Genomic DNA, 26,923 nt, shown 5'->3' with positions numbered 1-26,923 from the left:
CCCGCTTGCGGGCGATGCTTTCGGTGAACCCAAACGGATCGCCCACGAATGGCCCCTTTTTCTACCTGTGGACCAGCGGTTCCCTACCTGCCCGCTCACTCTGGGCGTAGGCCCCCAGTGCTGGAGTCGAAGGGTCATCCGCGACCCGCATCCCCGCCCGCCGTGCCGCATTGCGCGCCACCGCCGCCACGAGTCCCAGACCCAACCCGAGCACCAGGCCGGCAGCCAGGAGCAGCACGCGGTTCGGATACACCGGATGGTCCGGCACGTAGATTGGCCAGGCGAGCGTGGTCTCGTAGGAGTAGCTGGCCGTCAGCCGTGCCTTCAGATCGCTCACTGTCTGCTGCAGGTTGCGCACCTCCTGGTTGCTGCCGCTCAACACCATGCTGGCGAGCATCAGATCCTGCCGGCTCTGCGAACCCGTGATCGCCTGCCGCAACCGGTCGCGCTCGGCGGTCGCTTCCCGCAGCTGCGCCTGCGCCTGGCTCAGCCGCGCCTTGGCCAGCTCCAGCGGCTCGGCCATCAGGCCTTCATGCAACCGGTGCAGATGCTCGAACGTGACCTGCACGAAGCGCTGCGCCTGCGCCGGCGAATACCCGCGCAGGGTCAGCTTGAGCAATCCGGCATAAGGCGAGGGCGCGAGGTCGAAGCTGCCGCGGTACAGATGCGCCTCGCGCGAGCGCGGCGACAGTCCCATGTCATGCAGCACCGCGTCCTGGAACTCGCGCGTCTCCATTCGCTCGATCACGCGCTGGAACGGCTCGATGCGCGGGTCCTCGCCCGCCGGCACCGGCCCCAGTTGGCCGGGCCGGATCCACGCGGTCGCCTCGTAGCGCGGTCGCGCCGCCTGCGCGAAGAAGATCGCGGCGGCCAGCACCACCACCGCCACGGCGATGAACCAGCGCCATTCGCGACGCAGGATTCGCCACAGGTCGATCAAGTAGATCTCGTCGTGTTCCATGGGTAGGCACTCGGGTCGGGCGGGACAGGGGCGCGGACGGGCAGCCACGCGGCGAACAGCTGCATCAACAGGCACAGCACGATGAAGTCGACGTTGGTCCAGATGAACGCCTGCGGCGCGAACGGCGCCATCAGGCAGACGTAGGCCATGCGCAGGAAGATCAGCAGCCCGAACAGCGGCACGTTTGGCCACAGCCGGCGCACGCTCCAGTGCAGCCACAGGTAGAGCACGAACACCGACGCCGCCGCACTTGCCGGGCCCCAGGCCATCAGGAACGGGAAGAATTCGGTGCCGACGTTGACCGTCGGGGAGTCCAGCGGAATGGGCGTGCCGGCGGTCGCCACCGAGCCGCTCAGCGGCACCGTCTGGTGGATCAGGAAGCTGGCGTCGAGGTAGTGCTTGGCCTGGATCGCCCCGAAGTTGTACGGCCCGGCGCTGATGTAGAGCAGCAGCCACTTGATGCCCTGCGGCGAGGCGCGATAGACGTCGCCGAAGGGCAGCGTCAGGCCCTCCAGCGGGCCGGAACGCAGCATGCCAAGCACCGAGAACACCGTGGCGCCGGCCAGCGCGATCAGCACGACGCGCTTCCACGGCAGCGGCGCATGCTCGTCCCGCCGCAGCACGATCACCAGCGCCAGTGCGAACAGCCCGTTGAGCAGTCGGTTGCGGTCGATCACCAGCACCGGGAAGACCAGCCCCGCGACCACCAGCGACCAGCGCAGCCAGCGCTTGCGCGCGCACAGCAGGCCCACTGGCGGCAGTACCCAGCACATGTCCGAGATATGCCGGATGTGCTCGCGGCCACCTTCCATCGTGGCGTAGGCATGCGGGTCGTCCACCAACGCCACCGGGAACAGCAGCAGGTCCAGCAGGCAGAAGCCGAGCACGGCCAGCGCGAAGGCCAGCGCCACGAACGCCTCGCGCGTGCCGGCGTACTGGCGCAGGCGGAAGCGCGCCAGCGGCGGCAACCGGTTGCCGGCGAGCAGGTCGAGCAGCAGCACGGCGCCGGCGCAACTGGCCAGCAACGTGATGCCCTCGCCGTAGCCTTCCGGCAGGTGGTAGGTCATCACGGTCACCGCGCAGGCGAACAGCAGCGGCACCGCGAGCCAGAGGGAGGGAAGACGCAGCAACCTCATGCGTGCCTCGCGAGGGTCGGTGGCGAGGGCAGGCCGATGCGGGCGAGCGCAGCCAGGGCGAGATAGGCGGCCATGTGCCAGGCGAGCGCCAGCGGTCGGTGGCGCAGGAAGGCGATCTTGGCGCCGATGTAGTGCGCCTGCGCCTCGAGCCGGGTGCGATCGGTGCCCTCGAACAGGGCCAGATGACGCAGCGCGACGTGGCGCGACTCGGCCAGGTTCGACACGCGCGTGGCGACGTGCCGGGTCTTGCTGAGGTTGGCCTCGTGCATGCGGTAGGCGCACACGCGCACGTCGACGAAACCCAGAGCGTCGCGCGCGGCCAGGCGCAGGAAGAAATCCCAGTCGTCGATGCGCAGGCCTTCGGTCCAGCCGCCGAAGCGTTGCAGTGCGTCGCGCCGCAGCAGCACCACCGCGCCGCCGACCGCCCACTGCCCGATCACCGCGCGGCGGATGCCGGCGTCGGTGCGGTAGAGCCGTTTGTCGGCACGGTGCAGGCCGCACATGCCGCTTTCGTGCAGGACCCGCTCGTGCGGGTCGACCACGATCGAATCGCCGACCACCGCCTGCTTGCGCGGGTAGGCCTGCAGGTAACGCACTTGCGCTTCCAGTCCGCCGGGCAGGAAGTAGTCGTCGCTGGCGCCCAGGCGCAGGAACTCGCCCCGTGCCAGCGCGGCCAGCTCGTTGAGCGTGGCGGCCACGCCCTTGTTCGGTCGACGCAGGAAGCGCACGGGAACCGCGCCTTCGTGTTCGGTCACCCAGGCTGCGATGCGCTCGCCGGTGCCGTCGGTCGAGCCGTCGTCGATGATCACCAGCTCCTTCGCCGGCCACGGGTCTTCGAGCACGCTGTCCAGGCAGCGCCGCACGAAGCGCTCGTGGTTGAACGCGGGGATCAGCACCGAGACCAGCGGCATGTTCATGGCCGCTCCAGGTAGCGTCGCGCCAGGACCAGGGTGAAGCCTAGGTACAGGGCGTAGTTGGCGCTGAACGCGTACACCGCGCCGACCAGCCCGAAGCGTGCGGTGAGCAGGTGCACCAGCACCAGGTAAGTCAGCGCGAACACGCATTCGGAGGCGACGAACAGCCGCGTCATCGCCTTGGCCAGCATCACGTAGGAGGGCACGAACGAGGCGATCTTGATCACGTCGCCGATGAGCTGCGGCCCGTACAGCGTGTTGGCCAGCGCGAAGTCGCTGGTGAACAGGAAGCGGGTGATCCATCCGCGCGCGAGCCAGATCGCCAGCGCCAGCGCGACCACCACCGGCATCAGGAAGCGCCAGCCCTGCAGCAGCTCGTGCGCCAGCGCGTCGCGCTCGTGCGTGGCGGCGAGCTTGGGCAGGTAATAGATGTTGATCGCCGCGGTGAGGAACAGCAGGTAGGCGTCCGACACCCGCGTCACCGCCTGCCAGTAGCCGGTGCCCACCCAGCCGAACTGCGCGGCCAGGTGCGAGCGCACCGCGATGTTGACCAGCGGCGAGAGCACCGCCGAGCTCAGCGTCATGACCGAGAAGGCCGCCAGGCGCGCGGTCATCTCGCGGTCGAAGCGCGCCTTCCACATGCCGGGGCGGAAGTACGGGCTGCGCCGGAACGCTGGCAGGCCGATCGCCAGCCACAGCACCTGGCCCAGCACCAGCGCCAGCAGCGCGCCATACAGGTGCAGCCACGCCGACAGCAGCAGCGCCACCGTGATGCTGGCCGCCGAGCCAAGCACCTGCACCAGCGCGAGGCGCCGCACGTCCATGAAGCCGTTGATCACCGCGAGCAGATAGTTGACCAGCGCGATGCCCAGCTGCGCGACGGCCAGCGTGCGGATCAGGCCCTGGTAGCGCGCGTCGTCCAGCAGCCACAGCGCGAGCGGGCGGCTGCACAGCAGGGCCAGGCAACCGATCAGGCAGGAGGCGCACAGGGCGTACCACAGCGCCGAGGCCAGCAGCCGCGAGAGCTTGGCCGGATCCTCGCGGTACTCGGCCACGTACTTCACCAGCCCGGCACTGATGCCACCGCCGGCGAGCACTGCCAGCAACGACATCAGGCTCATGAACTGGCCGAGCTTGCCGATGCCCTCGGGCCCGGCGAAGGAGGCCACCAGCTTGACCACCACCAGTGCCGCGACCAGCCGCGCCGCGGTGGCGGCGGTGGAGTAAAGGGTTGCCCGGGCGATGTTCATGCCGGGCTCCGGAACGCGTTGACCGCGGCAATGACGTGTGCGACGTCGGCATCGGTGAGCGTCGGGCCCATCGGCAGGCTGAGCACTTCCTTGTGCAGGCGTTCGGCCAGCGGCAGGTGCACGTCGAGGAGTCCGGCATAGGCCGGCTGCCGGTGCGGTGGCACCGGGTAATGCACCTGGGTCTGGACGCCGCAGGCGAGCAGGTGGCGTTGCAGCGCATCGCGATGGCGGCAGCGCAGGACGAACAGATGCCAGGCATGCGCCTCCTCCTGCCCCACGAGGGGCAGGGCGATGCCCGGATGGCGGATGGCGGCGAGGTAGCGCCGCGCCACCTCGCGGCGCAGCCGGGTGTCGTCGTCGGCGTACTTGAGCTTGACCCGCAGCAGCGCCGCCTGCATTTCGTCCAGCCGCGAGTTGGTGCCGCGCAGGCAGTGCCGGTACTTCACCTCCGAACCGTAGTTGCGCAGGGCGCGCACGCAGTGGGCGAGGGCGTCGTCGTCGGTGGTGACCGCGCCGGCATCGCCGAGCGCGCCCAGGTTCTTGGCCGGGAAGAAGCTGAAGCCGGCTGCATCACCGAGGGCACCTGCACGGCAGTTTCCCAGGGCGGCGCCGTGCGCCTGTGCGGCGTCCTCGATCAGCAGCAGGCCGTAACGGTCGGCCAGTTCCCTCAGCGCCGGCATGTCGGCGAGCCGGCCGTACAGGTGAACCGCCATGATCGCCCGCGTGCGCGGCCCGATCGCCGCCTCGACGCATCCCGGATCGAGGTTGAAGCTGGCCGGATCCGGTTCCACCGGCACGGGCACCAGCCGGTTGGCGCTGATCGCCAGGAAGCTGGCGATGAAGGTGTTGCCGGGCACGATCACCTCGTCCCCCTCGGCAAGGCGGCCCAGCTCCATGTAGCCGCGCAGCATCAGTGCGAGTGCGTCCATGCCGTTGCCGACGCCGATCGCGTAGCGTACGCCGCACCAGGCAGCGAACTCGTGCTCGAACGCGGCCACTTCGTCGCCCAGCACGTACCAGCCCGAGTCGATCACCCGTGCGGCCGCGGCCTTCAACTCCTCGGCATGACGGGCATTGACCGCCTTGAGGCTCAGGAACGGCACGTCGATGTGCGGCATTTCCATCACAGCGGCCATTCGTAGAAGTCGTGCACTACGGCGCGCGCGCCGAACCGTTCCTTCTGCGTCACCAGGCCGCCGTTGAGTACGCAGCCTTCCTGCTCGGTGGAGATGCCGAAGCTGAAGTAGTGGCGATCGGCATAGACGCTACCGATCAGTTCGCCGAGCAGCAGGCTGAGCGCGGCGGTGCGGCGGCCCGCCTCGGAGGTGGCCATGTATTGGGTGTGCACCACGCGGCCGAAGTCGTAGACGAGCGCACCGGCCTGCAGCTCGTCGCCGACGTGCGCGGTGTGGAGCAGGATCTGGCGCGGGAAGCGCGACTGCAGCAGGCGCAGCTCCTCCAGGCTGTGCGTAGGGGTCGCCTCGTGGCGCTTGAGCACCTCGCTGAGCAACGCGTGGAAAGCCACCAGGTCGCCACCGGCTTGCGTCCGCACGCCGGCCTCGCGTGCGTGGCGGATGTCGCGGCGGCGCTCGGCGGAGAAGCGATAGCCCTCGCGCAGCGCGATGACCGAGGACAGGTCGCGCCGCACCAGCCGGGCGCCCAGGCGGTGCAGCGCGTAAAGGTCCTCCTCGGCCGGGTAGGCGTGGTAGGCCGAGGGCACCGCCTTGTAGAGCACACGGCGCATGCCGGCGGCGCGGTAATGCGCCGCCATCTGCGTGAACACCGCCAGCGTGCTTTCGGCGCGCAGCGCGGAGGTGGAGAGCAGCCCGGCATACGTGAGGCCGCCGTGGCTGCTGACCACGCGGCCCTCGCAGCTGGCCGGGAAGGCGGCAACCAGCTCGCCGTCGCGCTCGATGAGCAGCGAGCAGTCGGTGAAGCGGTCGGCGTGGTAGTCCATGTAGCCGCGCCGGTGCAGCAGGTTGCCGGTGCGCGAGCGCGCCACCAGCGCGTCCCAGGCCGCCGCATCGGCCGGTGTGTAGGGCCTAAGCCGGAACATGGGCGGCATCCGCGGGCGCATGCACGCGCGCCTCGGCCACGCCGAAGCCGTCCACGCCCATGTCGTTGCCGTTGTAGAACATCAGCAGCCGGTCGTGCTGGAGCAGCAGCGCGGGGTAGCAGATCGTGCGCGAGTCCCAGCCGCTATCGGACAACGAGAGGCCCAGGCTCTCGTCGCGGCGCTCCCACGCCAGGCCGTCGTCGCTCACCGCCACGCCGGGGAAGTATTCGCCGGTGCGGTTGCCGCGGGTGAAATACATGACGTAGCGGCCGTCCAACCGGTACACCCGCGGGCGGCCGATGCGGTATTCGCTGCCGCGAGGCCGCAGGCAGACCTGGTCGCTGCGCGGGATGACATCGAGGCTGGCCGTTTCCGCGTGGCGGATGTGGTAGCGCGGGAAGGGCTTGCCGTCGATGGGTTCCCAGTCGTCGCCGACGGCGTACCAGAGCCGCCAGCGGCCCGCCGCGTAGTGCGCCGAATGCACCGCCGCGATCGTGCTGCGACCGGGGGCGCGGTCGAGGATCGGCGTCTCCTGCACGCGACGGAAGTGCTCGCCGCCGTCGCAGGAGACGGCCAGTCCTGTGAAGGCCAAGAACTTGGCGCGCGCCACGCGCTGGAAACCGACGTAGAACAGGTGCAGTCCGCCGGGGCCCTGGACGACGTCGCCCAGGATCATGCCGTTGTCGTCGAAGCAGCCGCCGCGGCCGATGTCGAGCACCGGCTCGCGGCTGACGCCGGTGACCACAGTGGGATCGTCCGCGCGCACGTCGACGTAGCCGATGCGGCTGACGCCTTCGGCGTCGCGGAAGCCGGCGTAGACGCGGATGCGCCCGTCATCCAGCGCCACCGGCGTGGGCGTCAGCGCCGAGTGGCGCATCCAGGCGCCCACGCTGCGGCGGGCGGTGTCGAACACCAGGCCCTTCTTCTGCCAGGCGAACATGGCCTACAGGCTCACGCCGAAGCTGGCACGGTTGGGCATCGCCCTGGCCGGCGAGCCGACGTAGACGCGGCCGGGCTCGGTGTCGCGGGTGACCAGCGCGCCGGCGCCGATGACGTTGTAGGGAGCGACCTTCACGCCGTCGTTGAAGGTGGCGTTGACGCCGATGAAGCTGCCTTCGCCGATGCGGCAGTAGCCGGAGATCACCGCGTGCGAGGAAACGAACACGTGATCCTCGATCACCGTGCGGTGGCCCACGTGGTTGCCGCTCCACAGCACGCAATCGTCGCCCACGCGCACGAACGGCTGGATCACGTTGTGCTCGAAGATGAAGCAGTTCTCCCCGATCTGGGCGTTGCGCCACACGAAGGCGCGCGAGCTCACGTAGGTGGCAAGCCGGTAGCCGCGTTGCCTGGCTTCGAGGTAGAGGCGCCGTCGCAGGCGGTTGAGCTGGCTGGCCGGGATTGCCACGAACAACTCCACGTCGCCGGGCGGGTAGTGCTGTTCCAGCGTTTCCCACGCCAGCACCGGGCGGTCGGCCAGTTGCGGCTGTGCCAGGTACTCGCGTTCGACGCTGAAGGCCAGCACGTCGTAGTCGCTGTCGTGCTGGAAATATTCGCAGGCGATCTGCGCGAACTCGCCGGCGCCGACGAGGACTAGCGGTCGAGACATGCCACCAGCCCCGCGGGATAGAGCCCGGCGTTGACCTCTTTCAGAAAGAGGTCGTAGTCGGTGATGTAGTCCTCCGGGTCGTACGGCTGGTCGGCCAGCACCATCAGCACGCAGTCGTCGCTGAAGTCGTACAGCTCGCGCCAGACCATGCGGCCGAGCAGCAGGCCTAGGGAGGGATCATCGAGCAATACCTCGGTCGGGCCGCTGCCGTCGTCGAGCAGGATCTTCACCGAGCCGCGCACGGTGATCGCCAACTGGTTGAGGTGGCGGTGTGCGTGACGCCCGCGATGCACGTTCTGGCACGTGGCGAACAGGTAGTACACGCGGCGGATGGGGAACGGCACGTTCCGCTCCGGCTCCAGGGCAATGAGCATGCCCCGGTGGTCCCCGTGCGACTGCAACTGGATGCGCTTGATGTCCATGCTCGGGTCAACGGATGCGTCGTGGACGACTCACCTGGCTTGAGTGCCGGGCGGTTGGCGGAAGGTTGTGGCGGAGGGTGAGGGGCCGCGAAGAACTCGAGCCCTCTCCCCTGCGGGGAGAGGGATGGGTGAGGGGTCGGGGCTCGCGGGAAAGGTGGTTGATGCGCTCGGGCATCGCGAGCAGCCCGCGCTTCGTGGGGGCTGTTTCGCAAGAGTGGCCCCTCACCCCAGCCCTCTCCCCGGAGGGGAGAGGGAGCAAAAGCGGGCGGCTCCTCCTGTGCCTGGAACTTCTGAGCCCTCTCCCCTGCGGGGAGAGGGTTGGGTGAGGGGTCGGGGCTCGCGGGAAAGGTGGTTGATGCGCTCGGGCATCGCGAGCAGCCACGCTTCGTGGGTGGCTGTTTCGCAAGAGTGGCCCCTCACCCCAGCCCTCTCCCCGGGGAGGAGAGGGAGCAAAAGCGGGCGGCTCCTTCTGTGCCTGGATTCCTGAGCCTCTTCCCGGAGGGAGAGGGAGCAGAGGCGCGGCAACCTTTGGTGCCTGGCCCGGCACTCATCCGCCTGAAACCAGGGACGCGAACAGGGGCTCATGGCAGCGGCAGACGGCAAGGCTGACGAGGACAGCGGTGGCATCGCGGGCCTGTCCCCATCCGCGCGCGGCGCGACGATCCCCGTCACTGCCCGGCCGCGCGCACTGGTCGGGTCGCACTGGCTCACCGTGCTGTTTCTGGTGCTCGCCGCGGCGGTGATCCTCGCGCGCAGCGGCATCGACGCGCGCGCCTGGCGCAACGGACTGCTGGACGTCCATCGCCACCTGGGCCTGTGCGTGCTGCTCCTGTTTGGCGTGCGCATCGCGCTGCGCTTCCGCTGGGGTCCTTTGCCTGACCTCGCCAACGCTCACCGTACGCATCGCGCTGCGGCCGGATTCACCCACGCCGCGCTGTACGCCGCGTTGCTGGCGCTGCCGCTGCTCGGCTGGGCGCTCAGCGATGCACAGGGCAAGCGGGTGCATTTCCTCGGGCTCTCTTTGCCACGCCTGGTGGAACCGGATTTCGACCTCGCCGACCAGTTGCTGGTGTGGCACCAGGACGCGGCATGGGTGCTGCTCGCGCTCGCCCTGCTGCACGTGTCGGCCGCGCTCTGGCATCACTTCGTACTGCGAGATGCCGTGCTTCGCGGCATGTGGCCCCGGCGCCGCTGATCGACAGGACAACCTTTGCCGTTCCGGAAACCAAGGAGTCTCCATGCCGTTTCTTCCCGATCGCCTGCAACTGCGGCACGCACGGGCATTGCCTGTCTGGCTCCTGGTACTCGCGTTGCTGGTTGCCAGCGGCTCGGTACAGGCGACCGCGGCGTTCGCGCGGCAGACCGGCTCGGCCTGCGCGGATTGCCATGCGGCCGCCTACGGCCCCGCGCTCACACCCTACGGCATGCGGTTCAAGATCAACGGCTTCACCGAGACCAACGGCGAGGGCACCAAGCTGCCGCTGGCCGCGCAGCTGATCGCCCAGTACACCAACCCCGCGCGCGGCCACAGCACGACCAACCTCACCGAGGCGGACCTGTTCCTGGCCGGCCGGCTGACCGAGCACGTGGGGGGCTTCGTGAAGATCGAGGCCGACCACGAGGGCGATGGCGGCTACAACACCAGGCTGAGCAACGTCGACCTCCGCTACGTGGCGCACGACCTCACGTTCGGCGGGCGCGACCTGGTGCTCGGCGTGAGCGTGAACAACAACCCGAGCTTCGACGATCCGATCGGTGCGTTGCCCGCCCCGGCCTACCTCGGCCCGCCCGGCGTCACCGGCACCCTGCTCAACCCCTCCAGTCCCGGTTCGCTCGCCAACCGCGTGGTCGGCGGCGGCGTCTATGGCTTCTACGATGCGCAGTGGTACGCGGAAGTCGGCAGCTACCGCTCGCTTTCCGCCTCGCAGCAGGACGACCTGGGTTACTCGCGCTCGGGCGACCCGGGCAGGTTGAGCGGCACCGGCTACCTGCGGCTGGCCTGGATGAAGGACCTCAAGCGACAGTTCTTCTCCGCCGGTGTGGTGGCGCTGACGACGCAGCGCCGACTACCGCGCAGTGCGGCGGCGGACGACATCACCGACCTCGGCTACGACCTCACTTACCAGTACCTGGGCAACCGCGACCACATCGTCCAGTTGAACTACGTCAACATCATGGAGCGTCGCCACTACGGCAGCGCGCCGGCGATCGGCGGCCTGGTCGCGCCCACCCACGCCACGGCGCACGACCAGGTACTGACGGCCACCTACACCTTCCGGCAGAGCTACGGCATCAGCGCCACGCACCTGATGAGCACCGGCTCGCGTGACCCGGTGCGCTACGGGCCGCTCGGTGATCCGGCCACCACCAGCAACCTGTTCAGCCTGTACTGGACGCCGTTGGGCAAGGACGGTTCGTGGACCGCCGTGGCGAACCTCAAGCTCGCCGTGAGCTGGTTCCGCTTCACCCGGTTCAACGGCCGCCGCTCCAACATCTTCGGCGCCCCGCCGGGTGCGCCGGGCACGGACGCGTCGGACCTGAACGCGTTCTTCGTATCCGCCAGCGCCATGTTCTAGCCGCCATGTTCCAGCCGCCATGTTCCAACCACGGGTGGCCGGTTCCGCGCCGGCCGCCTCCGGGAGAATGCCATCGACGGGAGTGTCATGTGAGCAAGCTGTTCTTGCGGCGTCGACTGCCGCTCATCGCCGCAAGCGGGGTCCTGCTGGGCGCGCTGGCGGGCCCGCGGCCGGTCCACGCCGGCGATGCCGCCGCCGGGGCGGACGTGTTCCGTTCCGAGTGCAGCGAATGCCACAGCATCCGCCAGGGTCGCAACAAGAAGGGCCCGAGCCTGTTCGGCATCGTCGGGCGCCACGCCGGCGCGCTGCCGGACTACCACTATTCGGAGGCGCTCCAGCGGGCCGACTGGACATGGACGCCCGAGAAGCTTCGGTGGTACCTCGCGCAGCCGGCCAGGCAAGCCAATCCGGGCACGAAAATGAAATACGATGGCCTGGATGACGCCGAGCAGCGTGACGATCTCATCAGCTTTCTTGGCACGGTGCGCTGACCCCGGCCAGGGCTGGCGCGTTCCGTTTTCGCGACCGGGGCGACGCGTGCTGCTCGCCGCACTTGCGCTGCTCGCGCTGGCCTCGCCGTCCGGTCCGTTGCATGCCCAGGCCAGTCCGTTCGCGGGCACGGTGGCGCTCACCTCGCAGCTGGTCGATCGCGGCCTGCCGATCACCTCGAACCGGCCCGTCCTGCAGGGCGAGCTGGACTGGAGCGCGCCCAGCGGCTGGTCGCTCGGCGCGGCAGCGGCCAGCGAGATGCGCTCGACGCGGCTGGCCGAGGGCCTGCTTCACGTGGCGTATTCCTGGCCCGTGTCGACCAACTGGCAGATGCAGGCGAGCGTCCTCTACTACGACGCGCCGCGGCGCGGGCGCTCGCGCGGCTACCGGCGGGTGGAGGCCGACCTGGCGTGGATCTACCGCGACATCCTCACCTTCAACCTGGCCGCCCTGCGCGCGGTCGGCAGGCCGGATGCGCATACCAACCCGGCGGCGGAGGCCAACCTGCGCTGGCCGCTGACGCGCCATCTGTCGCTGCTGGTGGGGGGAGGCGTGGCGCGCTTCCAGGGCAGCGCCTACGGTTATTACCGCTACTACGGCGAGGGTCCGGGCTACTACCGTTACGGCCAGGCGGGGCTGGCGTGGCGCCGCGACCGATGGCGTGTCGAGCTCGACCGCATCGCTACCGACGGCGCGCCCGCGGCGCGGCGGGGCACCGGCGGCCTGTCGCCCTGGATGGCCTCGGTGTCCTGGTCTTTCTGAGCGCCCCGGAGCAACCTTTTCCGCCCATACCGGCACCTACCGGGCAAATGGCCGCCTTTGCACCGTAGCCTGAGCCGTCCCATGAACGACGCCGACACCCACGATGACGAAACCGACCGCATGCTGCTCCAGCGCATGGCCACGGGCGATCGCGCCGCGCTGGCGGTGCTCTATCGCAGCTACCACGGCCGGCTGTGCCGCTTCCTGTCGCGGTTGACCCGCCGGCCGGACGTGATCGAGGAAGTGATCAACGACTGCTTCTGGATCGCCTGGCAGAAGGCCGCCGGTTTCCGCGGCGACTCGCGCGTGTCCACCTGGATCATGGGCATCGCCTATCGCTGCGGGCTGAAGGCCCTGCGCCAGCACGGCGACGAGCCGATCGAGGACGATCCGGCCCGCGACGAGCGCGCCTCGGCGCACGACCCCGGCGAGGACCGCGAGCTGCGCGACTGGCTGGCCAAGGGCCTGGAGCGGCTGTCGGTCGACCAGCGCGTGGTGGTCGAGCTGGTCTACGGCGTGGGTCACAGCCTCGACGACGTGGCGGTGATCATGCAATGCCCGGTGGGAACGGTGAAGGCGCGTCTTTTCTACGCGCGGGTGAAACTGCGCAACGTACTGCCGGCGCTGGCCGGCGAGTCGATCCAACATCAAGAGAACGTGCCATGACATTCCCGAACAGGTGCGCCCGTGCCTGGGAGGCCATGCCCTGGGTCCTGCAGGGCACCGCGGCGCCGCACGACAACGAGTGGCTGGCGCAGCACCTCGCGCAGTGCGAGGCCTGCCGCACCGAATTCGAACAGCAGAGCCGGCTGCGGCTGGCGCTGTCGCTACCGGCCGAGGTCGGGCTCGACCCGAATGCGGGGCTGGACCGCCTGATGGCGCGGCTGGACCAGCCCGAACCGGTCGCGCAGCCCGCGCGCGCCAGCCCGTGGCTGAGCCGGGCGCTGGTCGCGGCGGTGCTCGTGCAGGCCATCGGCATCGGCATCCTCGGCGCGAAACTGTGGTCCGAGCATCCCGCGCCGGTCTACCGCACGTTGAGCCAGGATGCCGCGCCGGCGGTGCAGGGCTCGATCCACGTGGTGCCTGACGCCGGCATGAAGCTGGCCGACTGGGATGCGCTGCTGCGCGGCCTGGACCTGCAGGTCGTCGACGGGCCCAACGACGTGGGCGCCTACACGGTGGTGGCGATCCGCGGGTCGGCGCAGGACACGCTCAAGCGCCTGCGCGCCACGCAGGGCATCCGCCTGGCCGAGCCCGCCGACCGCCGGCCATGAAATTCCGCCACGCCTGGGCACTCGTGCTGGCCGTACTCGCGCTGGGCCTGGCCGGCTGCGCGTCGACGCGGACGGCAACGCGTGCGCCGGGCGATCCCGTCGCGACCACCTCGGTCGCTTCCATGGACAGCGGACGCGACATCGTGCTCGCCGTGGCCAACCCGCTCGATCCGCCACCCATGCACGCCGGTTCCAGCCTGCTCGGCTACGCCGCGCCCGCGCATTACGGCGCGGGACGACGCGCCGCGTCCACGCTGACCGACCTGCAGCAGCTCTACGGCTGGACCGAGGTCGCCGGCTGGCCGATCAAGGCGCTCAAGCTCTATTGCATCGTGCTGCAGCCGCCGCCGGGCACCAGCCGCGAGGCGATGCTGCAGGCGCTGGCGAAGGACCAGCGCGTCGCGCTGGCCGAGCCGCTGCACGAGTACGCCACCTACGCCGACCAGGCGACGCAACCGCAGCGCTACAACGACCCCTATGCCGACCTGCAGCGCGGCTTCGTCGAGACCGATGCGGCGCTTGCCCACAGCACGAGCCAAGGGCGGGACACGCGCGTCGCCGTGGTCGATACCGGCGTGGACGTAGCTCACCCCGACCTCAAGGGCCGCGTCCTCGCCACGCAGAACCTGGTCAACGACGATGCGCGCGCGTTCCGGGACGACCGTCACGGCACCGAGGTCGCCGGCATCATCGCGGCGACCGCGAACAACCGGCAGGGCATCGTCGGCATCGCCCCGGACGCCGCGCTCAGCGTCTACAAGGCCTGTTGGTACGCCGGCGCGGGCGCTGGCGCGCGCTGCAACTCGTTCACGCTGGCCAAGGCGCTGGCGGCGATCATCGATACCGATGCGCGCGTGATCAACCTGAGCCTGGGTGGACCGGCCGATCCGCTGCTCGGGCAATTGCTCGGGCAACTGCTGGAGGAGGGCCGCATCGTGGTCACGGCACTGCCGCCCAGCGGCAACCTGGGAGGCTTTCCCGACGGTACGCCGGGCGTGCTGGTGGTCCGCACGACTGCCGACACGCCCGCCCCGGCTGGCGTGCTCAGCGCACCGGGGCACGACATCCTCAGCACCGAGCCGGGTGGGGGCTACGACTTCAGCTCGGGCTCCTCGATGGCCGCTGCGCACGTGAGCGGCATCGTCGCGTTGCTGCTTTCGCTCGATCCGCACCTGAGCGCGCAGTCGGTGCACCGCATCCTGCTGGACAGCAGCAAGCGCACGCCGGACGGACTGCAGGTGGACGCCGCCGCCGCCGTCGCACGGCTGCGCCGCTGACCTGACAGGCACCCAATCGCGCGGCCCCTGTAGGAGCGCACCTGTGCGCGAACGCGGTGCCGCGCCTTGCCGCCATGCCGGACATGGCGGTCGCGCACAGGTGCGCTCCTACATTCGCCTCGACGTTTGATGGTCGCAAGGCAGCCACCCACGCTCTCTCTGCAGGTAGGGGGAGGGGCAACAGCCCGCACAGCATCCGAGACGGTGTCGGGTGAGGCCCTACAGCGGCGTGAGGTTGGCGTAGGCCGCCACCAACCACTTGCTGCCGCTACCGGCGAAGTTGACCTGCAGCCGCGTGTGCGCACCGCTGCCTTCGGCGCTCACCACCACGCCCTCGCCGAAGCTCGGATGGCTGACGCGCTGGCCGAGCTTGACCGGCAGCTCCTCCTGCAGCGAGGACGTGTCGGTGTAGCGGCCGGCATACATCGGGCGACTGACCTGCACGCGCGGGCGCACCTCGTCGACCAGCTCCGGCGGCATCTCGGCCAAAAAGCGCGAGGGGCGGGCGAGCATCTCGGTGCCGTGCATGCGGCGCGACTCGGCGTGGGTCACCACCAGCCGCTCGCGCGCGCGGGTGATGCCGACGTAGGCCAGGCGACGTTCTTCCTCCAGCCGGCTCTCGTCCTCGGTCGAGCGCTGGCTGGGGAACAAGCCTTCCTCCATGCCGACCAGGAACACCAGCGGGAACTCCAGGCCCTTGGCCGAGTGCAGCGTCATCAACTGCACGCAGTCGTCCCAGGCCTCGCCCTGGCCCTCGCCGGCCTCGAGCGCGGCGTGGGAGAGGAAGGCGGACAGTTCGGTGAGCCCGGCCTCGACGTCCTCCGGCGTCATGGCGAAGCGGCTGGCGACGTTGACCAGTTCGTCCAGGTTCTCCACGCGCGCCTCGCCGTTGCCGCGGCTGTCCTTCTCGTAGTGGTCGCGCAGGCCGGTGTGGGTGATGGCGTGGTCCATCTGCTCGGCGAGCGTGAGGCTCTCGTGACCTTGAGCCCTCTCCCCTTCGGGGAGAGGGTTGGGTGAGGGGTCGTTCGGAGCGGGGACTTCCGGCAAGCCCGACCCCTCACCCCAACCCTCTCCCCCAGCTCCTATTCCATTCGGGGGAGAGGGAGCGAAGTCCTTAGCCATCTGGTCTATCAGCGCCAGGAAGGCTTTCACCGCGTTCTTCGCGCGGCCGGCCAGCTCGCGCCCATCGGTCAACTCGCCCAGCGCCGCTTCCCACATCGAGCTGCCCTCGGCCCGCGCACGCCGGCGCAGCACGTCCAGCGTGCGGTCGCCGATGCCGCGCGGCGGGGTGTTCACCGCGCGCTCGAACGCGGCGTCGTCGTGGCGATTGGCGGTCAGGCGCAGGTAGGCGAGCGCGTCCTTGATCTCGGCGCGCTCGAAGAAGCGCAGGCCGCCGTAGACGCGGTAGGGAATGCTGCGCTGGCTGAGCTGTTCCTCGAAGTTGCGCGACTGCGCATTGGAGCGGTAGAGGATCGCGCAGTCCTTCGCACTGCCGTGCTCGTTGACGTATTCGCGGATGCGTTCGATGACGAAGCGCGCTTCGTCCTGCTCGTTGTAAGCGGCGTACAGCGCGATGCGGTCGCCCTCCTCGCCGGCCGTCCACAGCTGCTTGCCCAGGCGTCCGCCGTTGCGTGCGATCACGCTGTTGGCGGCTTTCAGGATCGTCGCGGTGGAGCGGTAATTCTGCTCCAGCTTGATCGTGCGCGCGCCGGGGAAGTCGCGCAGGAATTGCTGCATGTTCTCCACCTTGGCGCCGCGCCAGCCGTAGATCGACTGGTCGTCGTCGCCGACGGCGAACACCTTCCCGACATTCCCGGCGAGCACGCGGATCCACGCATACTGCAGCGCATTGGTGTCCTGGAACTCGTCGATCAGCAGATAGCGCCAGCGCTGCTGGTAATGCTCCAGCACGGCCGGGTTCTTCAGCCACAGCTCGTGCGCGCGCAGCAGCAGTTCGGCGAAGTCGACCAGGCCGGCGCGCCGGCAGGCCTCTTCGTACGCCTGGTAGATCTGCACCAGCGTGCGGGTGACCGGGTGGTTGCCGTGCTCGATGGCGTCCGGGCGCTTGCCTTCGTCCTTCCAGCCGTTGATCTGCCAGGTGGCCTGGCGCGGCGGGAACTTCGCCTCGTCCAGGCCGAGGCCGGCAACCACGCGCTTGATGAGCCGCTGCTGGTCGTCGGCATCGAGGATCTGGAAACCTTCCGGCAGCCCGGCCTCGCGCCAGTGCCGGCGCAGCAGGCGGTGGGCGATGCCGTGGAAGGTGCCGACGGTGAGGCCGGTGGTGCCGCCGGGGATCAGCGAATCCAGCCGCGCGCGCATTTCGCCGGCGGCCTTGTTGGTGAATGTGACGGCCAGGATGGCCCACGGCGGCACCCGCTCGACCTGGGTCAGCCAGCCGATGCGGTGGGTCAGCACGCGGGTCTTGCCGGAACCGGCGCCGGCCAGCACCAGGTAGTGGCCGGGCGGTGCGCATACGGCTTCGCGCTGCGCGTCGTTGAGCGAGTCGATCAGGTACGAAACATCCATCGACCCATTGTACCGGCGCCTGTCAAGCGCGCCGCGCGAACGCGGCGCCGCAGGGCTTACCTTTTCTTGACGAAACCGCCGATGGTCAGCAGGCCGCCGACCACGATGCCGGCGATGCCGATCCACTGCGGCACAGCTCTCTCGTGCGTGGCCGAGATCCTGGCGGGGCCGAGCTGCGCCACCGTGTCGGTCTGCGTGTAGCTGCCGTTGCCCAGGGTCACCCAGATGCCCGCGACCAGCAGGATGATGCCGACGATGATGAGTCCTGCACGCATGAGCCGCCTCCACGGTTGAGTTCGGCCGATCTTAGCGGGCACGGCCGTGAACGGGCAAAAAAAAGCCCCGAAGGCTAGGGGGAACCTTCGGGGCCGGGGGTGGATGCGAAGCCCAGGGGAGAGGTTCGCATCCTGTGGCCCGCTCAGGGAGGTGGACGGGCCGGTGGATGCCGTTGCGTGCATCCGGAACCTTGGATGCGTCCGGGGTAGGAAAGTTTCAAGGGAAGGGCTCGGGATATCCGGAATAGGTCAGGATCCGTTCATTCGCACGAACTTGCTCCCTCTCCCCTTCGGGGAGAGGGCTCAAAAGCAGCGCGCTAGTGCGCCTGCTCCCAGTTCGCTCCGACGCCCACATCCACCACCAGCGGCACGGCAAGCTCGGCGGCGCCTGACATGCGCTCGATCACCGCCTGGCGCATGCGCTCCACCGACTCCTCCTGCACCTCGAACACCAGTTCGTCGTGCACCTGCATCAGCATGTGGGCGTCGGTGCGGTCGCGCAGATAGGCGCCCATGGCGATCATCGCCCGCTTGATGATGTCGGCCGCGCTGCCCTGCATCGGCGCGTTCACCGCGGCGCGTTCGGCGCCGGAGCGCAGCGCCTGGTTGCGCGCCTTGAGGTTTTCCAGATACAGCCGCCGGCCGAAGATGGTTTCCACGTAGCCGTCGCGATGGGCCTGCTCGCGGGTGGCGTCCATGAACGCGCGCACGCCGGCGAAGCGCGAGAAGTAGCGCGCCATGTAATCGCTGGCTTCGCCGCGATCGATCCCCAGTTGCCGCGCCAGGCCGAACGCGCTCATGCCGTACATCAGCCCGAAGTTGATCGCCTTGGCGGCGCGGCGCTGGTTGAGCGTGATGTCCTCCGGCGCCACGCCGAACACTTCGGCGGCGGTGGCGCGGTGCACGTCGCCGCCGCTCTTGAACGCACGCAGCAGCGCCTCGTCGCCGGACAGGTGCGCCATGATGCGAAGCTCGATCTGCGAGTAGTCGGCCGCCATTACCACCCAGCCCTCCGGCGCCACGAAGGCGGCGCGGATGCGCCGGCCCTCGTCGGTGCGCACCGGGATGTTCTGCAGGTTCGGATCGGACGAAGAGATGCGCCCGGTCGCCACGGCGGCCTGGTGATAGCAGGTGTGCACGCGGCCGGTGCGCGGGTTGACCATGGAGGCCAACTTGTCGGTATACGTCGAGCGCAGCTTGGCCAGGCCGCGGTAGTCGAGGATCAGCCGCGGCAGCGCATGGTCGTCGGCGATCGCCTCCAGCGCTTCCTCGTTGGTCGAGGGCTGGCCCTTGGGTGTCTTCACCTTGGCCGCCAGGCCGAGCTGGTCGAACAGGATCGCCTGCAACTGCTTGGGCGAGTCCAGGCTGAACGCGCAGCCGGCCTCCGCATAGGCCTGCTGCTGCAGCTCGTGCATGCGCTTGCCCAGCTCCTGGCTCTGCCTGCGCAGTTCGTCGACGTCGATCAGCACGCCCTTGCGTTCCATGCCGGCGAGGATCGGCGCGAGCGGCACTTCGATCTCTTCGTACACACGCTTGAGCGCAGGCACGGTATCGAGCATCGGCTGCAGCGCCTCGTGCAGGCGCAGGGTGATGTCGGCGTCCTCGGCGGCATAGCGGCAGGCGGTGTCCAGGTCCACCTGCGAGAACGGGATCTGCTTGGCGCCCTTGCCCGCGACGTCCTCGTACCTGATCGTCTGGTAGTTGAGGTAGCGGCTGGCCAGCGAATCCATGTCGTGGCGCGTGGCGGTGGCGTTCCATACGTAGGAGGCCAGCATGGAATCGTGCCTGAGGCCCTCGACGAGGATGCCGTAGTGCGACAGCACGTTGATGTCGTACTTCGAATGCTGGCCGAGCTTCGGGAGGGCCGGGTCCTCGAACAGCGGCTTGACCGCGTGCAGCACCTGGTCGCGGTCAAGCTGCCAGGGCGCGCCCGGGTAGTCGTGCGCGAGCGGGATGTAGCAGGCCTTGCCCGATTCCACCGCGAAGGACAGGCCGATCAGCTCGGCACGCATCGCATCGATGTCGCTGGTTTCGGTGTCAAAGGCGATCAGCGGCGCCTCGCGCAGCACCTTAAGCCAATGCTCGAAGCGCTCGGGCGAGGTAACCAGTTCGTACTCGCCGGGCTTCGCCGCCGCGGGCGCCGGCGTGTGCGGTGCGGGGGCGACCGCGGCGACGGGAGCGGGGCCCGGTTCACCGAGCGTTTCCGCGTCCAGCTCCCTCAGCGCCGCCTTGAACTCGTAGCGGGTGAACAGCTCGCGCAGCGCGGCGGTTTCGCGCTCGCGCAGGGTGAGGTCGGTCGGGCCGTGCTCGAGTTCCAGGTCGGTGCGGATGGTCACCAGCTCGCGCGAGAGCGGCAGCTTGGGCAACGCCTCGCGCAGGTATTCGCCGATCTTGCCCCCGATCTTGTCGGCGCTGGCGATCACGCCGTCCAGCGAACCGTATTCGGCCAGCCATTTGGCTGCGGTCTTGGGCCCGCATTTGGTCACGCCGGGCACGTTGTCGATGCTGTCGCCGGTGAGCGAGAGGAAATCGACGATGCGCTCGGGCGGCACGCCGAATTTTTCGGTCACGCCGGCGATGTCCAGCGTGGTGTTGGTCATCGTGTTGATCAGCTTCACGTGCGGGCCGACCAGCTGCGCCAGGTCCTTGTCGCCGGTGGAGATCGTCACGTCGATGCCCTGCGCCGCGGCCGACTGGGCCAGCGTGCCGATCACGTCGTCGGCTTCCACGCCCGGCACGCACAGGATCGGGAAACCGAGTGCGCCGACGATCGCCATCATCGGCTCGACCTGCGCGCGCAGGTCGTCGGGCATGGCCGCGCGATTGGCCTTGTACTCGGCGTAGATGTCGTCGCGGAAGGTGCGCCCGGGCGCGTCGCAGACGAAGGCCAGGTACTCCGGCTGCGCCTTCAGCGTCGCGCGCAGCATGTTGACCACGCCGAAGAGTGCGCCCGTCGGTTCGCCGCGCGCGTTGGTCAGCGGCGGCAGCGCGTGGAAGGCGCGGTAGAGGTAGGAGGAGCCGTCGATCAGGATGAGCTGTGCCATCCGGGCATTCTCGCACGCGTGCCATGAGGTCGCGGTTCACCGGGCCGCGCCAGGGCCGCTGCTATGCTCGCCGCACATCTCCCCCGGACCCGAAGCCATGAAGCTTGCCGCCGCGCTCGTCCTCGTTCCCGCCTTACTCGCCGCGCCCGCTTTCGCCCAATCGACGCCGCCGCCGGTGAACGTGCCGCCGCCGCCGGGGATGAACGATCCGGGCGTCAAGCCGAGCGCACCAGCGCCGGGGCAGCAGCAGGCCGCGACGCCGGCGCGAAGCGGCACTTCGCTGCTGCCGCGCAAGCCTGAGCCGATCCGGTCAGGCGAGCCGATGCCTGAGGTCAGCGTGCACCAGCAGGGCGAGAACGTGGTGCAGGAATATCGCCGCAACGGACAGCTCTACATGGTGGTGGTCACGCCGCCGAACGGCATCGCGCAGACCTACATGGTCGATCCGAGCGGCCGGCTGGTCGACGAGCACGGGCAGAAGCCCACGCGGCCGGTGATGTACAAGATCCTCGAGTGGGGCAAGTCCAAGCCCGCGCCGGCGTCCTCCGCGGGCGACTGAGGGGGTCATGGACCTGCGCCAGAGCTGGCTGCTGTTCGCGCTGGGCTCGGCGTTCTTCGCCGCGCTCACCGCGCTGTTCGGCAAGCTCGGCGTGGCCGGGATCAACTCCAACCTGGCGACCTTCATCCGCACGCTGGTGATCCTTGCGGTCACCGCCGGCATCCTCAGCCTGCGCGGCGAGTGGGCGCGTCCGGCAGGGCTGCCGTGGCACAGCTGGGTGTTCCTGGTGCTCTCGGGCGTGGCCACGGGGCTGTCGTGGCTCTGCTACTACCGCGCGCTGCAACTGGGGCCGGTGAGCAAGGTCGCGCCGATCGACAAGCTCAGCGTGGCAATGGTGATCGTGCTGGCGCTGGTCTTTCTGGGCGAGAAGCCGAGCCTGCCGGTGCTGGTCGGCGGTGGGTTGATCGTCGCCGGCGCGATCGTCATCGCGCTGTTCTGAGGATGGTGGGCAGAAGTCGACCCCACGTGTCCGCGGATAGTCGTAGGGTGGGCTTCAGCCCACCAGCACTACTCGCCGAAGCGCGTGTTTGAAGCGCCCTCTCGAACACCGGCCCAATCCGGCGCCAGCATCGCCCTGGGCGACGAAGCGATGGAAAGTCGACCACGGCCAGTCCCTGACCTGGCTGACATGCCCGTGTTTCACTGGGTTGTAGTGGATGTAGTCGATATGGTTCTGGTGGTCCCGCTCGTCTCGGATCGTGTGCTCCCAGTAGCGGCGTTGCCAGACGCCGCGCTCGCGGCGTCGACGCCATGCGCGATCGCTGCGGTCAGGTAGGTACCGCGAAAAGCACGCCTTGAAATGCGCGATCCGGGTGGCGTAATCGGTGTCGGTTGCCGGCAGCGTGCATAGCAAATGCAAGTGTTCCGGCAGTACCACCATCGCATCTAAGCGGAAGGGACGCGCATCGCGCGCCAGGGAAAGGGCGGCCCGTAGCGAAGCGATGTGCCGGGTTAGCAGGGCGCTGTCCCGATCAGCCAAGGCAAGCGTGAAGAAGAAGGTGCCGCCTGGCTGCAATACACGCAGGTAGTTGCTCATGGTTCGGAGTTTGAAGCTCCTGGCGCATGGGTGGCATCAGGGCGGAGCGTTGGAGCGGGTAGGTTTTGCGCGAGGTTGCGGTGGGCTGAAGCCCACCCTACAAAGTCGCGGTCGTAGGGTGGGCTTCAGCCCACCGCAACCAGCGTCAGGCCGGATCGTCCAGCTCGGGGTAATGGCGGAAGATGCCCTGTTCGTTGAACGGAAGGCGCCGTGGCGAGGCGAGATAGGCGGCGATGCGCGGGCGCCGGGAGACGTCCTCGGCCAGCGCGCACAGGCGTGGCAGGTCCTTGCGCAGGCGGCGCATGGCGTTGGGAAAGGCGTAATCCAGGCCGGCCATCAACTGGAACAGCGACAGGTCGACGTAGGAGTGTTCGCCCAGCGCGTGGCGGCCGTCCGAGCGCGCCAGCACCTGTTCGAAATAGCCCAGGTACTTGGGCAGCCGGTGCGTGCGCAGGTCGGCCGCGCGGCGCTCGGCTTCCTGCTGCTGATCCTCGTAGTACAGGCTGGCGGCGATGGGATGGTGGCTGTCGTGGACCTCGGCAACCAGGTCGGCGATGGTCAGCTGCAGCTGGTTGGCGTAGATGCGCCGCGCCTCGCCCTCGGGCACCAGCCGCAGGTGCTGGCCCAGGTAGGCCAGGATGGCGGCAGTCTGCGCGATCAGCAGGTGGCCGGCACGCAGGAAGGGTGGGGCGAAGGGCAGCGCATCTTCGGTGCTTTCGCCGGTGAGGAAGGGATCCATCACCGCATCGCCGCGGTTGCGGGCGACATCGACATAGTCGGCACCGGCATCTTCCAGCGCGAGCCGGACGAATTCACCGCGTCCCTGGATGCCGGTCCAGTAGTAGAGCTCGTAGGTCATGGCTGGGCCTCCGTACCGGCCAAGCCTCGCAATGCACACCACAAGGTGCCGTGAGGGCGCACAATCGGCAGCTGTATGGACCTGGCCCGTTTCGAAGCATCGCTCGCCGGTGGTACGCCGCCCGCCGGCCTGCCCGAGCATCTGCAGGCGCTGTGGTGGCTGGGCCACGGCGAGCCGGAGCGCGCGCACCACCTGGTGCAGGGGCTGGAGGACGCGGGCGCCGCGGCGATCCACGCGCACGTGCACCGGCTCGAAGGCGATCTGGACAACGCCCGCTACTGGTACGGGCGGGCCGGCGTACCGTTCTGCGACGATCCGCCGGAGCAGGAGTGGCGGCAGCTGGTGCAGCGCTTCGTGCAGTGATGGTTCCTTCTCCCTGCGGGAGAAGGTGCGCCGCAGCGACGATGAAGGTGCGGCCGGCCGGGGCTGCGCTCCGCCGGACCCACACCCCAACCCCTCCCGCAGGAGAGGGGTTCGAACGTTCAGTGGCGGAAGTGGCGCATGCCGGTGAACACCATCGCCATGTCGCGCTCGTCGGCGGCGGCAATGACCTCCGCGTCGCGCATGGAGCCACCCGGCTGGATCACTGCCGCGATGCCCGCCTCGGCCGCGGCATCGATGCCGTCACGGAACGGGAAGAACGCGTCCGAGGCCATCACCGAGCCACGCACTTCGAGCTTCTCGTCGGCCGCCTTGATGCCGGCGATCTTCGCGCTGTACACGCGGCTCATCTGGCCGGCGCCGATGCCGATCGTCTGCCGGTGTTTCGCGTAGACGATCGCGTTGGACTTGACGAACTTGGCGACCTTCCAGGCGAAGATCAGGTCGTCGATCTGCTCGGGCGTGGGGGCGAGCTTGGTGACGACCTTGAGGTCGGCGGCACCGATCATGCCGGTGTCGGCGGTCTGGATCAGCAGGCCCGAACCCACGCGCTTGACGTTCATGCCCGGGTGCGGCGAACGCAGGTCGCCTCGCTCCAGATCGGCGTTGGCCGGCGGCGGAATTTCCAGTACCCGCACGTTGCCTTTCTTCGCGAAGGCCTTCAGCGCGTCGTCGGCGTAGCCGGGCGCCAGCACGACCTCGACAAACTGCCGCTCGACAATGGCGCGCGCGGTGGCGCCGTCGACCTCGCGGTTGAACGCGATGATGCCGCCGAACGCCGAAGTCGGGTCGGTCTGGAACGCCAGGTCGTAGGCCTTGCCGATACCGTCCAGGCTCACCGCCACGCCACAGGGGTTGGCGTGCTTGACGATCACGCAGGCCGGCTTAACGAAGCTGCGCACGCATTCCCACGCGGCGTCGGCGTCGGCGATGTTGTTGAAGGACAGCTCCTTGCCCTGCAGCTGGCGGAAAGTCGCCAGCGTGCCCGGCGCGGGATACAGGTCGCGGTAGAACGCCGCGCCCTGGTGCGGGTTCTCGCCGTAGCGCAGGTCCATCAGCTTGACGAAGCGGCCGTTCGCCTGGCCGCCGAAGGTTTCGTGACCGGCGATCGCGTCGTGCGCGTCGTTGAGCTTGAGCGAGGAGAGGTAGTCGCTGATCGCACCGTCGTAGTCGGACACGCGGTTGAACGCGGCCACCGCGAGCTTGAAACGCGTGGCGCGCGAGAGGCCACCGTCGCGCTCGATCTCGGCGAGGGCCTCCTCGTACTGCTCCGGCGCGGTCAGCACGGCCACGTCCGCCCAGTTCTTCGCGGCCGAACGCAGCATCGCCGGGCCACCGATGTCGATGTTCTCGATCGCCTGCTCGAGCGTGCAGTCGGGCCTGGCGACGGTCTGCTCGAACGGGTAAAGATTCAGGACCAGCAGGTCGATCGGCGCGATGCCGAGGTCGCCCATCACCTTGTCGTCCGTCCCGCGGCGGCCGAGCAGGCCGCCGTGCACTTTCGGGTGCAGCGTCTTGACGCGGCCGTCCATGATTTCCGGAAAGCCGGTGAGCTCGCTGACGTCGGTCACGGCGATGCCGGCATCGCGCAGCGCCTTGGCGGAGCCGCCGGTGGAGAGCAACTGCACGCCCCTGGCGGCCAGGCGGCGGCCGAGATCGATCAACCCGGTCTTGTCGGAGACGCTGAGCAGGGCGCGGCGGATCGGGGTGACGGCGGACATGGCGGCTTCCAGGGTGGGGGAAGCCGGCAATTATAACCCGACGAAGGTGGAATGCTGTTTGGACGGCCAGACGGCCAAAGCTTGTCGACCTCGTGCCCCGTTATGGGCAGGAAGGTTACAGCAGGCCGTGCGCGGCCAGCTTCTTGCGCAGCGTGGCGCGGTTGATGCCAAGCACGGCGGCGGCGCGGCTCTGGTTGCCATCGTGGAACGCCAGCACTTCGCGCAGCAGCGGGCCCTCGACCTCGCGGATCACTAGGGCGTGCAGGCCCTCGTCGCATTCGGTGTCGCCGATGTCGGCCAGGTAGCGACGCACGGTACGGCTGACGCACTCGCCCAGCGCGCTCTGCGACGACGGGGTCTCCCGGACGGCCTCGTTGACAGGCAATCGGACGGCGTTCACAGGCAGTACCTCACGAGCGACGCGGCGGCTAGCGTGGGCCGCTGCAGTGGTTATGGTGGATCTCGCCGGCATGGCGCACTTGGCATGCGATGGGCGCATGCGCGAGGGGGCGAGTGTACCGGCGCCGGCCGATAAATTTAAGTGCTGGCGCCCGCAGCCTTTGGTTTCACTCGAAACCGTCGTTCACTCGAAACCGAATTCGAAGGCGACCGCGCGGTTGCCGGGGTCGGCGACCTCGATCAACAGCGCCGCGCTGGCGCCAGGCGCCAGGCCGGCGCGCAGTACCGCGGCATCATCCAGGTATTCGGACGGGTGCAGGCGGCGCATGGCGAGGCGATGCCCGTCGGCGTCGGAGAGCGTGAGCGAAACCACAGGGTAGGGCTGGGCGAACGGGGCGTCGTTGCGGACGGTCGCGCTGATCATCAGCGCGCCCGGGACGCTCGGATGTGCCTGCACGTCGCGCGCCACCAGGTGCAGGCGGTGCACGTCACGCACCAGCGGCAACCGGCAGCCGAGCGAAGCGCAGGTCTGGCGCAGCCACGCGCCGATGGTCGGGTCGGTGATCAGCACGTCGCGCTTGGCCCAGGCGACCTGGGCGGCCAGCAACAGCGCCAGCGATATGCAGGTGACCACCCAGGGCCAGCGCCGCGGACGCTTGCGCGTGGCTCGGCGATCCTGGACAAAGCCGGGCGTGAAAGCGGGCGCCGCGGCAGCATCAGCCACGGCGACCGGCACGTCTTCGCGAGGCCGGTAGATCGCCAGCTCGAGTTTGGGTGCTTCCTCGGAGCGGGTGTTGCCGGGAAGCAGCCGGAAGGGTTCGGGTGGCAGCTGGTCGGCGAGCGTGTCCAGTGCATCGAACAGGGTTTCGCAGTTGCCGCAGATCACTGCCCCGCGCGCATGCGCCAGTACGCTCGCGTCGAGCGAGAACACGGTGCGGCAGTCGGGGCACTGGGTGTACATGCGCGCAAGAGTAAAGGGAAAGCCGGCATTTGTCGGAGTGCGAGCGCACGTTGTTCGACGCAGTTACCTACAGCGGCACTTGCGCGTTGACGCCGACCGGGCTTCCGCGGGGGAAGGTGCCGAAGGCGGATGGGGGTGCTCTTCGCGCAGTGTTGGGGGTGTGAGCAGGCTAAGCGGAGGGCTTCCCGCAAGACCTCCCCCATCCGCCCTGCGGGCACCTTCCCCCGCAGGCGGGGGAAGGATCAGTGGGGGCGTCGCCGATGCGAACCGGTTGTCGCGCGCGCCGTCGCTCAGGGTGCCGGACTATTCGGCGTAGCGCGCACGGAGTCCTGCCCGCGTGCGGTAGAGGAGAAGGTAGTCGGCAGGCGCTTTGTGTAGGAGCGCACCTGTGCGCGACCGGGATGCATGGCGGTCGCGCACAGGTGCGCTCCTACAG

At 69.1% G+C, this 26,923-nt stretch carries 27 protein-coding genes; 10 read left to right on the top strand and 17 right to left on the bottom strand.

Going from position 1 to position 26,923, the window contains the following annotated elements; translation table 11 throughout:
• Window positions 1–61: 61 nt before the first annotated feature.
• The 9 genes from ACFWZ3_RS16505 to ACFWZ3_RS16465 are packed head-to-tail and all read right to left on the bottom strand — an operon-like array spanning window position 62 to window position 8,348.
• The gene (locus tag ACFWZ3_RS16505; protein ID WP_439708766.1) at window positions 62–961 is read right to left on the bottom strand and encodes a Wzz/FepE/Etk N-terminal domain-containing protein; all 900 of its coding nucleotides are present in this window, start codon (window positions 959–961) and stop codon (window positions 62–64) included.
• A complete protein-coding gene (locus ACFWZ3_RS16500; protein WP_439708765.1) occupies window positions 937–2,097 on the bottom strand; it encodes a hypothetical protein in 1,161 nt (386 codons plus the stop codon). The genes ACFWZ3_RS16505 and ACFWZ3_RS16500 overlap by 25 nt, the downstream gene beginning before the upstream one ends.
• Window positions 2,094–3,008, bottom strand: a complete 915-nt coding sequence (locus tag ACFWZ3_RS16495) for a glycosyltransferase family 2 protein (protein WP_439708795.1) — start codon at window positions 3,006–3,008, stop codon at window positions 2,094–2,096. Before ACFWZ3_RS16495 ends, ACFWZ3_RS16500 begins: the two co-directional genes overlap by 4 nt.
• Window positions 3,009–3,010: 2 nt before the next feature.
• The gene (locus ACFWZ3_RS16490; protein WP_439708764.1) at window positions 3,011–4,261 is read right to left on the bottom strand and encodes an O-antigen translocase; all 1,251 of its coding nucleotides are present in this window, start codon (window positions 4,259–4,261) and stop codon (window positions 3,011–3,013) included.
• Complete coding sequence (locus tag ACFWZ3_RS16485) at window positions 4,258–5,370, bottom strand: DegT/DnrJ/EryC1/StrS family aminotransferase (RefSeq protein ID WP_439708794.1); 1,113 nt, start codon at window positions 5,368–5,370, stop codon at window positions 4,258–4,260. Before ACFWZ3_RS16485 ends, ACFWZ3_RS16490 begins: the two co-directional genes overlap by 4 nt.
• A gap of 14 nt (window positions 5,371–5,384) precedes the next feature.
• Window positions 5,385–6,317 (bottom strand): GNAT family N-acetyltransferase, encoded by a 933-nt coding sequence (locus ACFWZ3_RS16480; RefSeq protein WP_439708763.1) that lies wholly within the window; start codon window positions 6,315–6,317, stop codon window positions 5,385–5,387.
• Window positions 6,304–7,257 carry a hypothetical protein gene (locus tag ACFWZ3_RS16475; protein ID WP_439708762.1) on the bottom strand — a complete coding sequence of 318 codons (954 nt, stop codon included), beginning with the start codon at window positions 7,255–7,257 and terminating at the stop codon, window positions 6,304–6,306. The genes ACFWZ3_RS16480 and ACFWZ3_RS16475 overlap by 14 nt, the downstream gene beginning before the upstream one ends.
• A gap of 3 nt (window positions 7,258–7,260) precedes the next feature.
• Window positions 7,261–7,926 (bottom strand): acetyltransferase, encoded by a 666-nt coding sequence (locus ACFWZ3_RS16470; protein ID WP_439708761.1) that lies wholly within the window; start codon window positions 7,924–7,926, stop codon window positions 7,261–7,263.
• Complete coding sequence (locus tag ACFWZ3_RS16465) at window positions 7,911–8,348, bottom strand: sugar 3,4-ketoisomerase (RefSeq protein WP_439708760.1); 438 nt, start codon at window positions 8,346–8,348, stop codon at window positions 7,911–7,913. The genes ACFWZ3_RS16470 and ACFWZ3_RS16465 overlap by 16 nt, the downstream gene beginning before the upstream one ends.
• A gap of 583 nt (window positions 8,349–8,931) precedes the next feature.
• Here ACFWZ3_RS16465 and ACFWZ3_RS16460 point away from each other — a divergent pair.
• The 7 genes from ACFWZ3_RS16460 to ACFWZ3_RS16430 all read left to right on the top strand — a co-directional run bounded on the left by ACFWZ3_RS16460 (window position 8,932) and on the right by ACFWZ3_RS16430 (window position 14,726).
• A complete protein-coding gene (locus ACFWZ3_RS16460) occupies window positions 8,932–9,543 on the top strand; it encodes a cytochrome b (protein WP_439708759.1) in 612 nt (203 codons plus the stop codon).
• 43 nt (window positions 9,544–9,586) lie between these two features.
• Window positions 9,587–10,924 carry a cytochrome C gene (locus tag ACFWZ3_RS16455; RefSeq protein WP_439708758.1) on the top strand — a complete coding sequence of 446 codons (1,338 nt, stop codon included), beginning with the start codon at window positions 9,587–9,589 and terminating at the stop codon, window positions 10,922–10,924.
• A gap of 98 nt (window positions 10,925–11,022) precedes the next feature.
• The gene (locus ACFWZ3_RS16450) at window positions 11,023–11,415 is read left to right on the top strand and encodes a c-type cytochrome (protein ID WP_439708793.1); all 393 of its coding nucleotides are present in this window, start codon (window positions 11,023–11,025) and stop codon (window positions 11,413–11,415) included.
• 46 nt (window positions 11,416–11,461) lie between these two features.
• Window positions 11,462–12,175, top strand: coding sequence for a TorF family putative porin (locus ACFWZ3_RS16445; RefSeq protein WP_439708757.1), 714 nt, complete (start codon window positions 11,462–11,464; stop codon window positions 12,173–12,175).
• Window positions 12,176–12,256: 81 nt separating this feature from the next.
• Window positions 12,257–12,841, top strand: a complete 585-nt coding sequence (locus tag ACFWZ3_RS16440; RefSeq protein WP_439708756.1) for a sigma-70 family RNA polymerase sigma factor — start codon at window positions 12,257–12,259, stop codon at window positions 12,839–12,841.
• Window positions 12,838–13,449: an anti-sigma factor family protein gene (locus ACFWZ3_RS16435; RefSeq protein ID WP_439708755.1), complete on the top strand. Its 612-nt coding sequence runs from the start codon at window positions 12,838–12,840 to the stop codon at window positions 13,447–13,449. Before ACFWZ3_RS16440 ends, ACFWZ3_RS16435 begins: the two co-directional genes overlap by 4 nt.
• Window positions 13,446–14,726, top strand: a complete 1,281-nt coding sequence (locus ACFWZ3_RS16430) for a S8 family serine peptidase (protein WP_439708754.1) — start codon at window positions 13,446–13,448, stop codon at window positions 14,724–14,726. The genes ACFWZ3_RS16435 and ACFWZ3_RS16430 overlap by 4 nt, the downstream gene beginning before the upstream one ends.
• A gap of 219 nt (window positions 14,727–14,945) precedes the next feature.
• On the opposite strand, the gene ACFWZ3_RS16425 is transcribed toward ACFWZ3_RS16430, so the two are convergent.
• The 3 genes from ACFWZ3_RS16425 to polA all read right to left on the bottom strand — a co-directional run bounded on the left by ACFWZ3_RS16425 (window position 14,946) and on the right by polA (window position 20,571).
• Window positions 14,946–17,252 (bottom strand): ATP-dependent DNA helicase, encoded by a 2,307-nt coding sequence (locus ACFWZ3_RS16425; protein ID WP_439708753.1) that lies wholly within the window; start codon window positions 17,250–17,252, stop codon window positions 14,946–14,948.
• 56 nt (window positions 17,253–17,308) lie between these two features.
• Entirely contained in the window at window positions 17,309–17,527 is a 219-nt protein-coding gene (locus ACFWZ3_RS16420) for a hypothetical protein (protein ID WP_439708752.1), read from the bottom strand.
• Between the two features lie 317 nt (window positions 17,528–17,844).
• Window positions 17,845–20,571 (bottom strand): DNA polymerase I, encoded by a 2,727-nt coding sequence (polA, locus tag ACFWZ3_RS16415; RefSeq protein ID WP_439708751.1) that lies wholly within the window; start codon window positions 20,569–20,571, stop codon window positions 17,845–17,847.
• 97 nt (window positions 20,572–20,668) lie between these two features.
• Here polA and ACFWZ3_RS16410 point away from each other — a divergent pair, with 97 nt between their 5' ends.
• Window positions 20,669–21,130 (top strand): DUF2782 domain-containing protein, encoded by a 462-nt coding sequence (locus tag ACFWZ3_RS16410; RefSeq protein WP_439708750.1) that lies wholly within the window; start codon window positions 20,669–20,671, stop codon window positions 21,128–21,130.
• Between the two features lie 7 nt (window positions 21,131–21,137).
• On the top strand, window positions 21,138–21,569 hold the full coding sequence (locus ACFWZ3_RS16405) for an EamA family transporter (protein ID WP_439708749.1): 432 nt from the start codon (window positions 21,138–21,140) through the stop codon (window positions 21,567–21,569).
• A 54-nt stretch (window positions 21,570–21,623) separates the two neighbouring features.
• Here ACFWZ3_RS16405 and ACFWZ3_RS16400 read toward each other — a convergent pair whose 3' ends face one another.
• Window positions 21,624–22,166 carry an REP-associated tyrosine transposase gene (locus ACFWZ3_RS16400; protein ID WP_439708748.1) on the bottom strand — a complete coding sequence of 181 codons (543 nt, stop codon included), beginning with the start codon at window positions 22,164–22,166 and terminating at the stop codon, window positions 21,624–21,626.
• A gap of 145 nt (window positions 22,167–22,311) precedes the next feature.
• Window positions 22,312–23,025: a glutathione S-transferase gene (locus ACFWZ3_RS16395; protein WP_439708747.1), complete on the bottom strand. Its 714-nt coding sequence runs from the start codon at window positions 23,023–23,025 to the stop codon at window positions 22,312–22,314.
• A 75-nt stretch (window positions 23,026–23,100) separates the two neighbouring features.
• Here ACFWZ3_RS16395 and ACFWZ3_RS16390 point away from each other — a divergent pair, with 75 nt between their 5' ends.
• Window positions 23,101–23,388 carry a hypothetical protein gene (locus ACFWZ3_RS16390; protein ID WP_439708746.1) on the top strand — a complete coding sequence of 96 codons (288 nt, stop codon included), beginning with the start codon at window positions 23,101–23,103 and terminating at the stop codon, window positions 23,386–23,388.
• A 119-nt stretch (window positions 23,389–23,507) separates the two neighbouring features.
• Here ACFWZ3_RS16390 and purH read toward each other — a convergent pair whose 3' ends face one another.
• The 3 genes from purH to ACFWZ3_RS16375 form a co-directional block, all read right to left on the bottom strand.
• A complete protein-coding gene (gene purH, locus ACFWZ3_RS16385; protein ID WP_439708745.1) occupies window positions 23,508–25,127 on the bottom strand; it encodes a bifunctional phosphoribosylaminoimidazolecarboxamide formyltransferase/IMP cyclohydrolase in 1,620 nt (539 codons plus the stop codon).
• 115 nt (window positions 25,128–25,242) lie between these two features.
• Window positions 25,243–25,533 (bottom strand): helix-turn-helix domain-containing protein, encoded by a 291-nt coding sequence (locus tag ACFWZ3_RS16380; protein WP_439700490.1) that lies wholly within the window; start codon window positions 25,531–25,533, stop codon window positions 25,243–25,245.
• A gap of 177 nt (window positions 25,534–25,710) precedes the next feature.
• Window positions 25,711–26,487, bottom strand: a complete 777-nt coding sequence (locus tag ACFWZ3_RS16375) for a zinc-ribbon and DUF3426 domain-containing protein (protein ID WP_439708744.1) — start codon at window positions 26,485–26,487, stop codon at window positions 25,711–25,713.
• Window positions 26,488–26,923: the final 436 nt, after the last annotated feature.

It is taken from the genome of Frateuria sp. GZRR35 (assembly GCF_051900415.1).
Lineage (GTDB): Bacteria > Pseudomonadota > Gammaproteobacteria > Xanthomonadales > Rhodanobacteraceae > Frateuria_A.
Note: the sequence above shows the minus strand (reverse complement) of the source record. Positions and strands in the feature narration are given on the sequence as shown.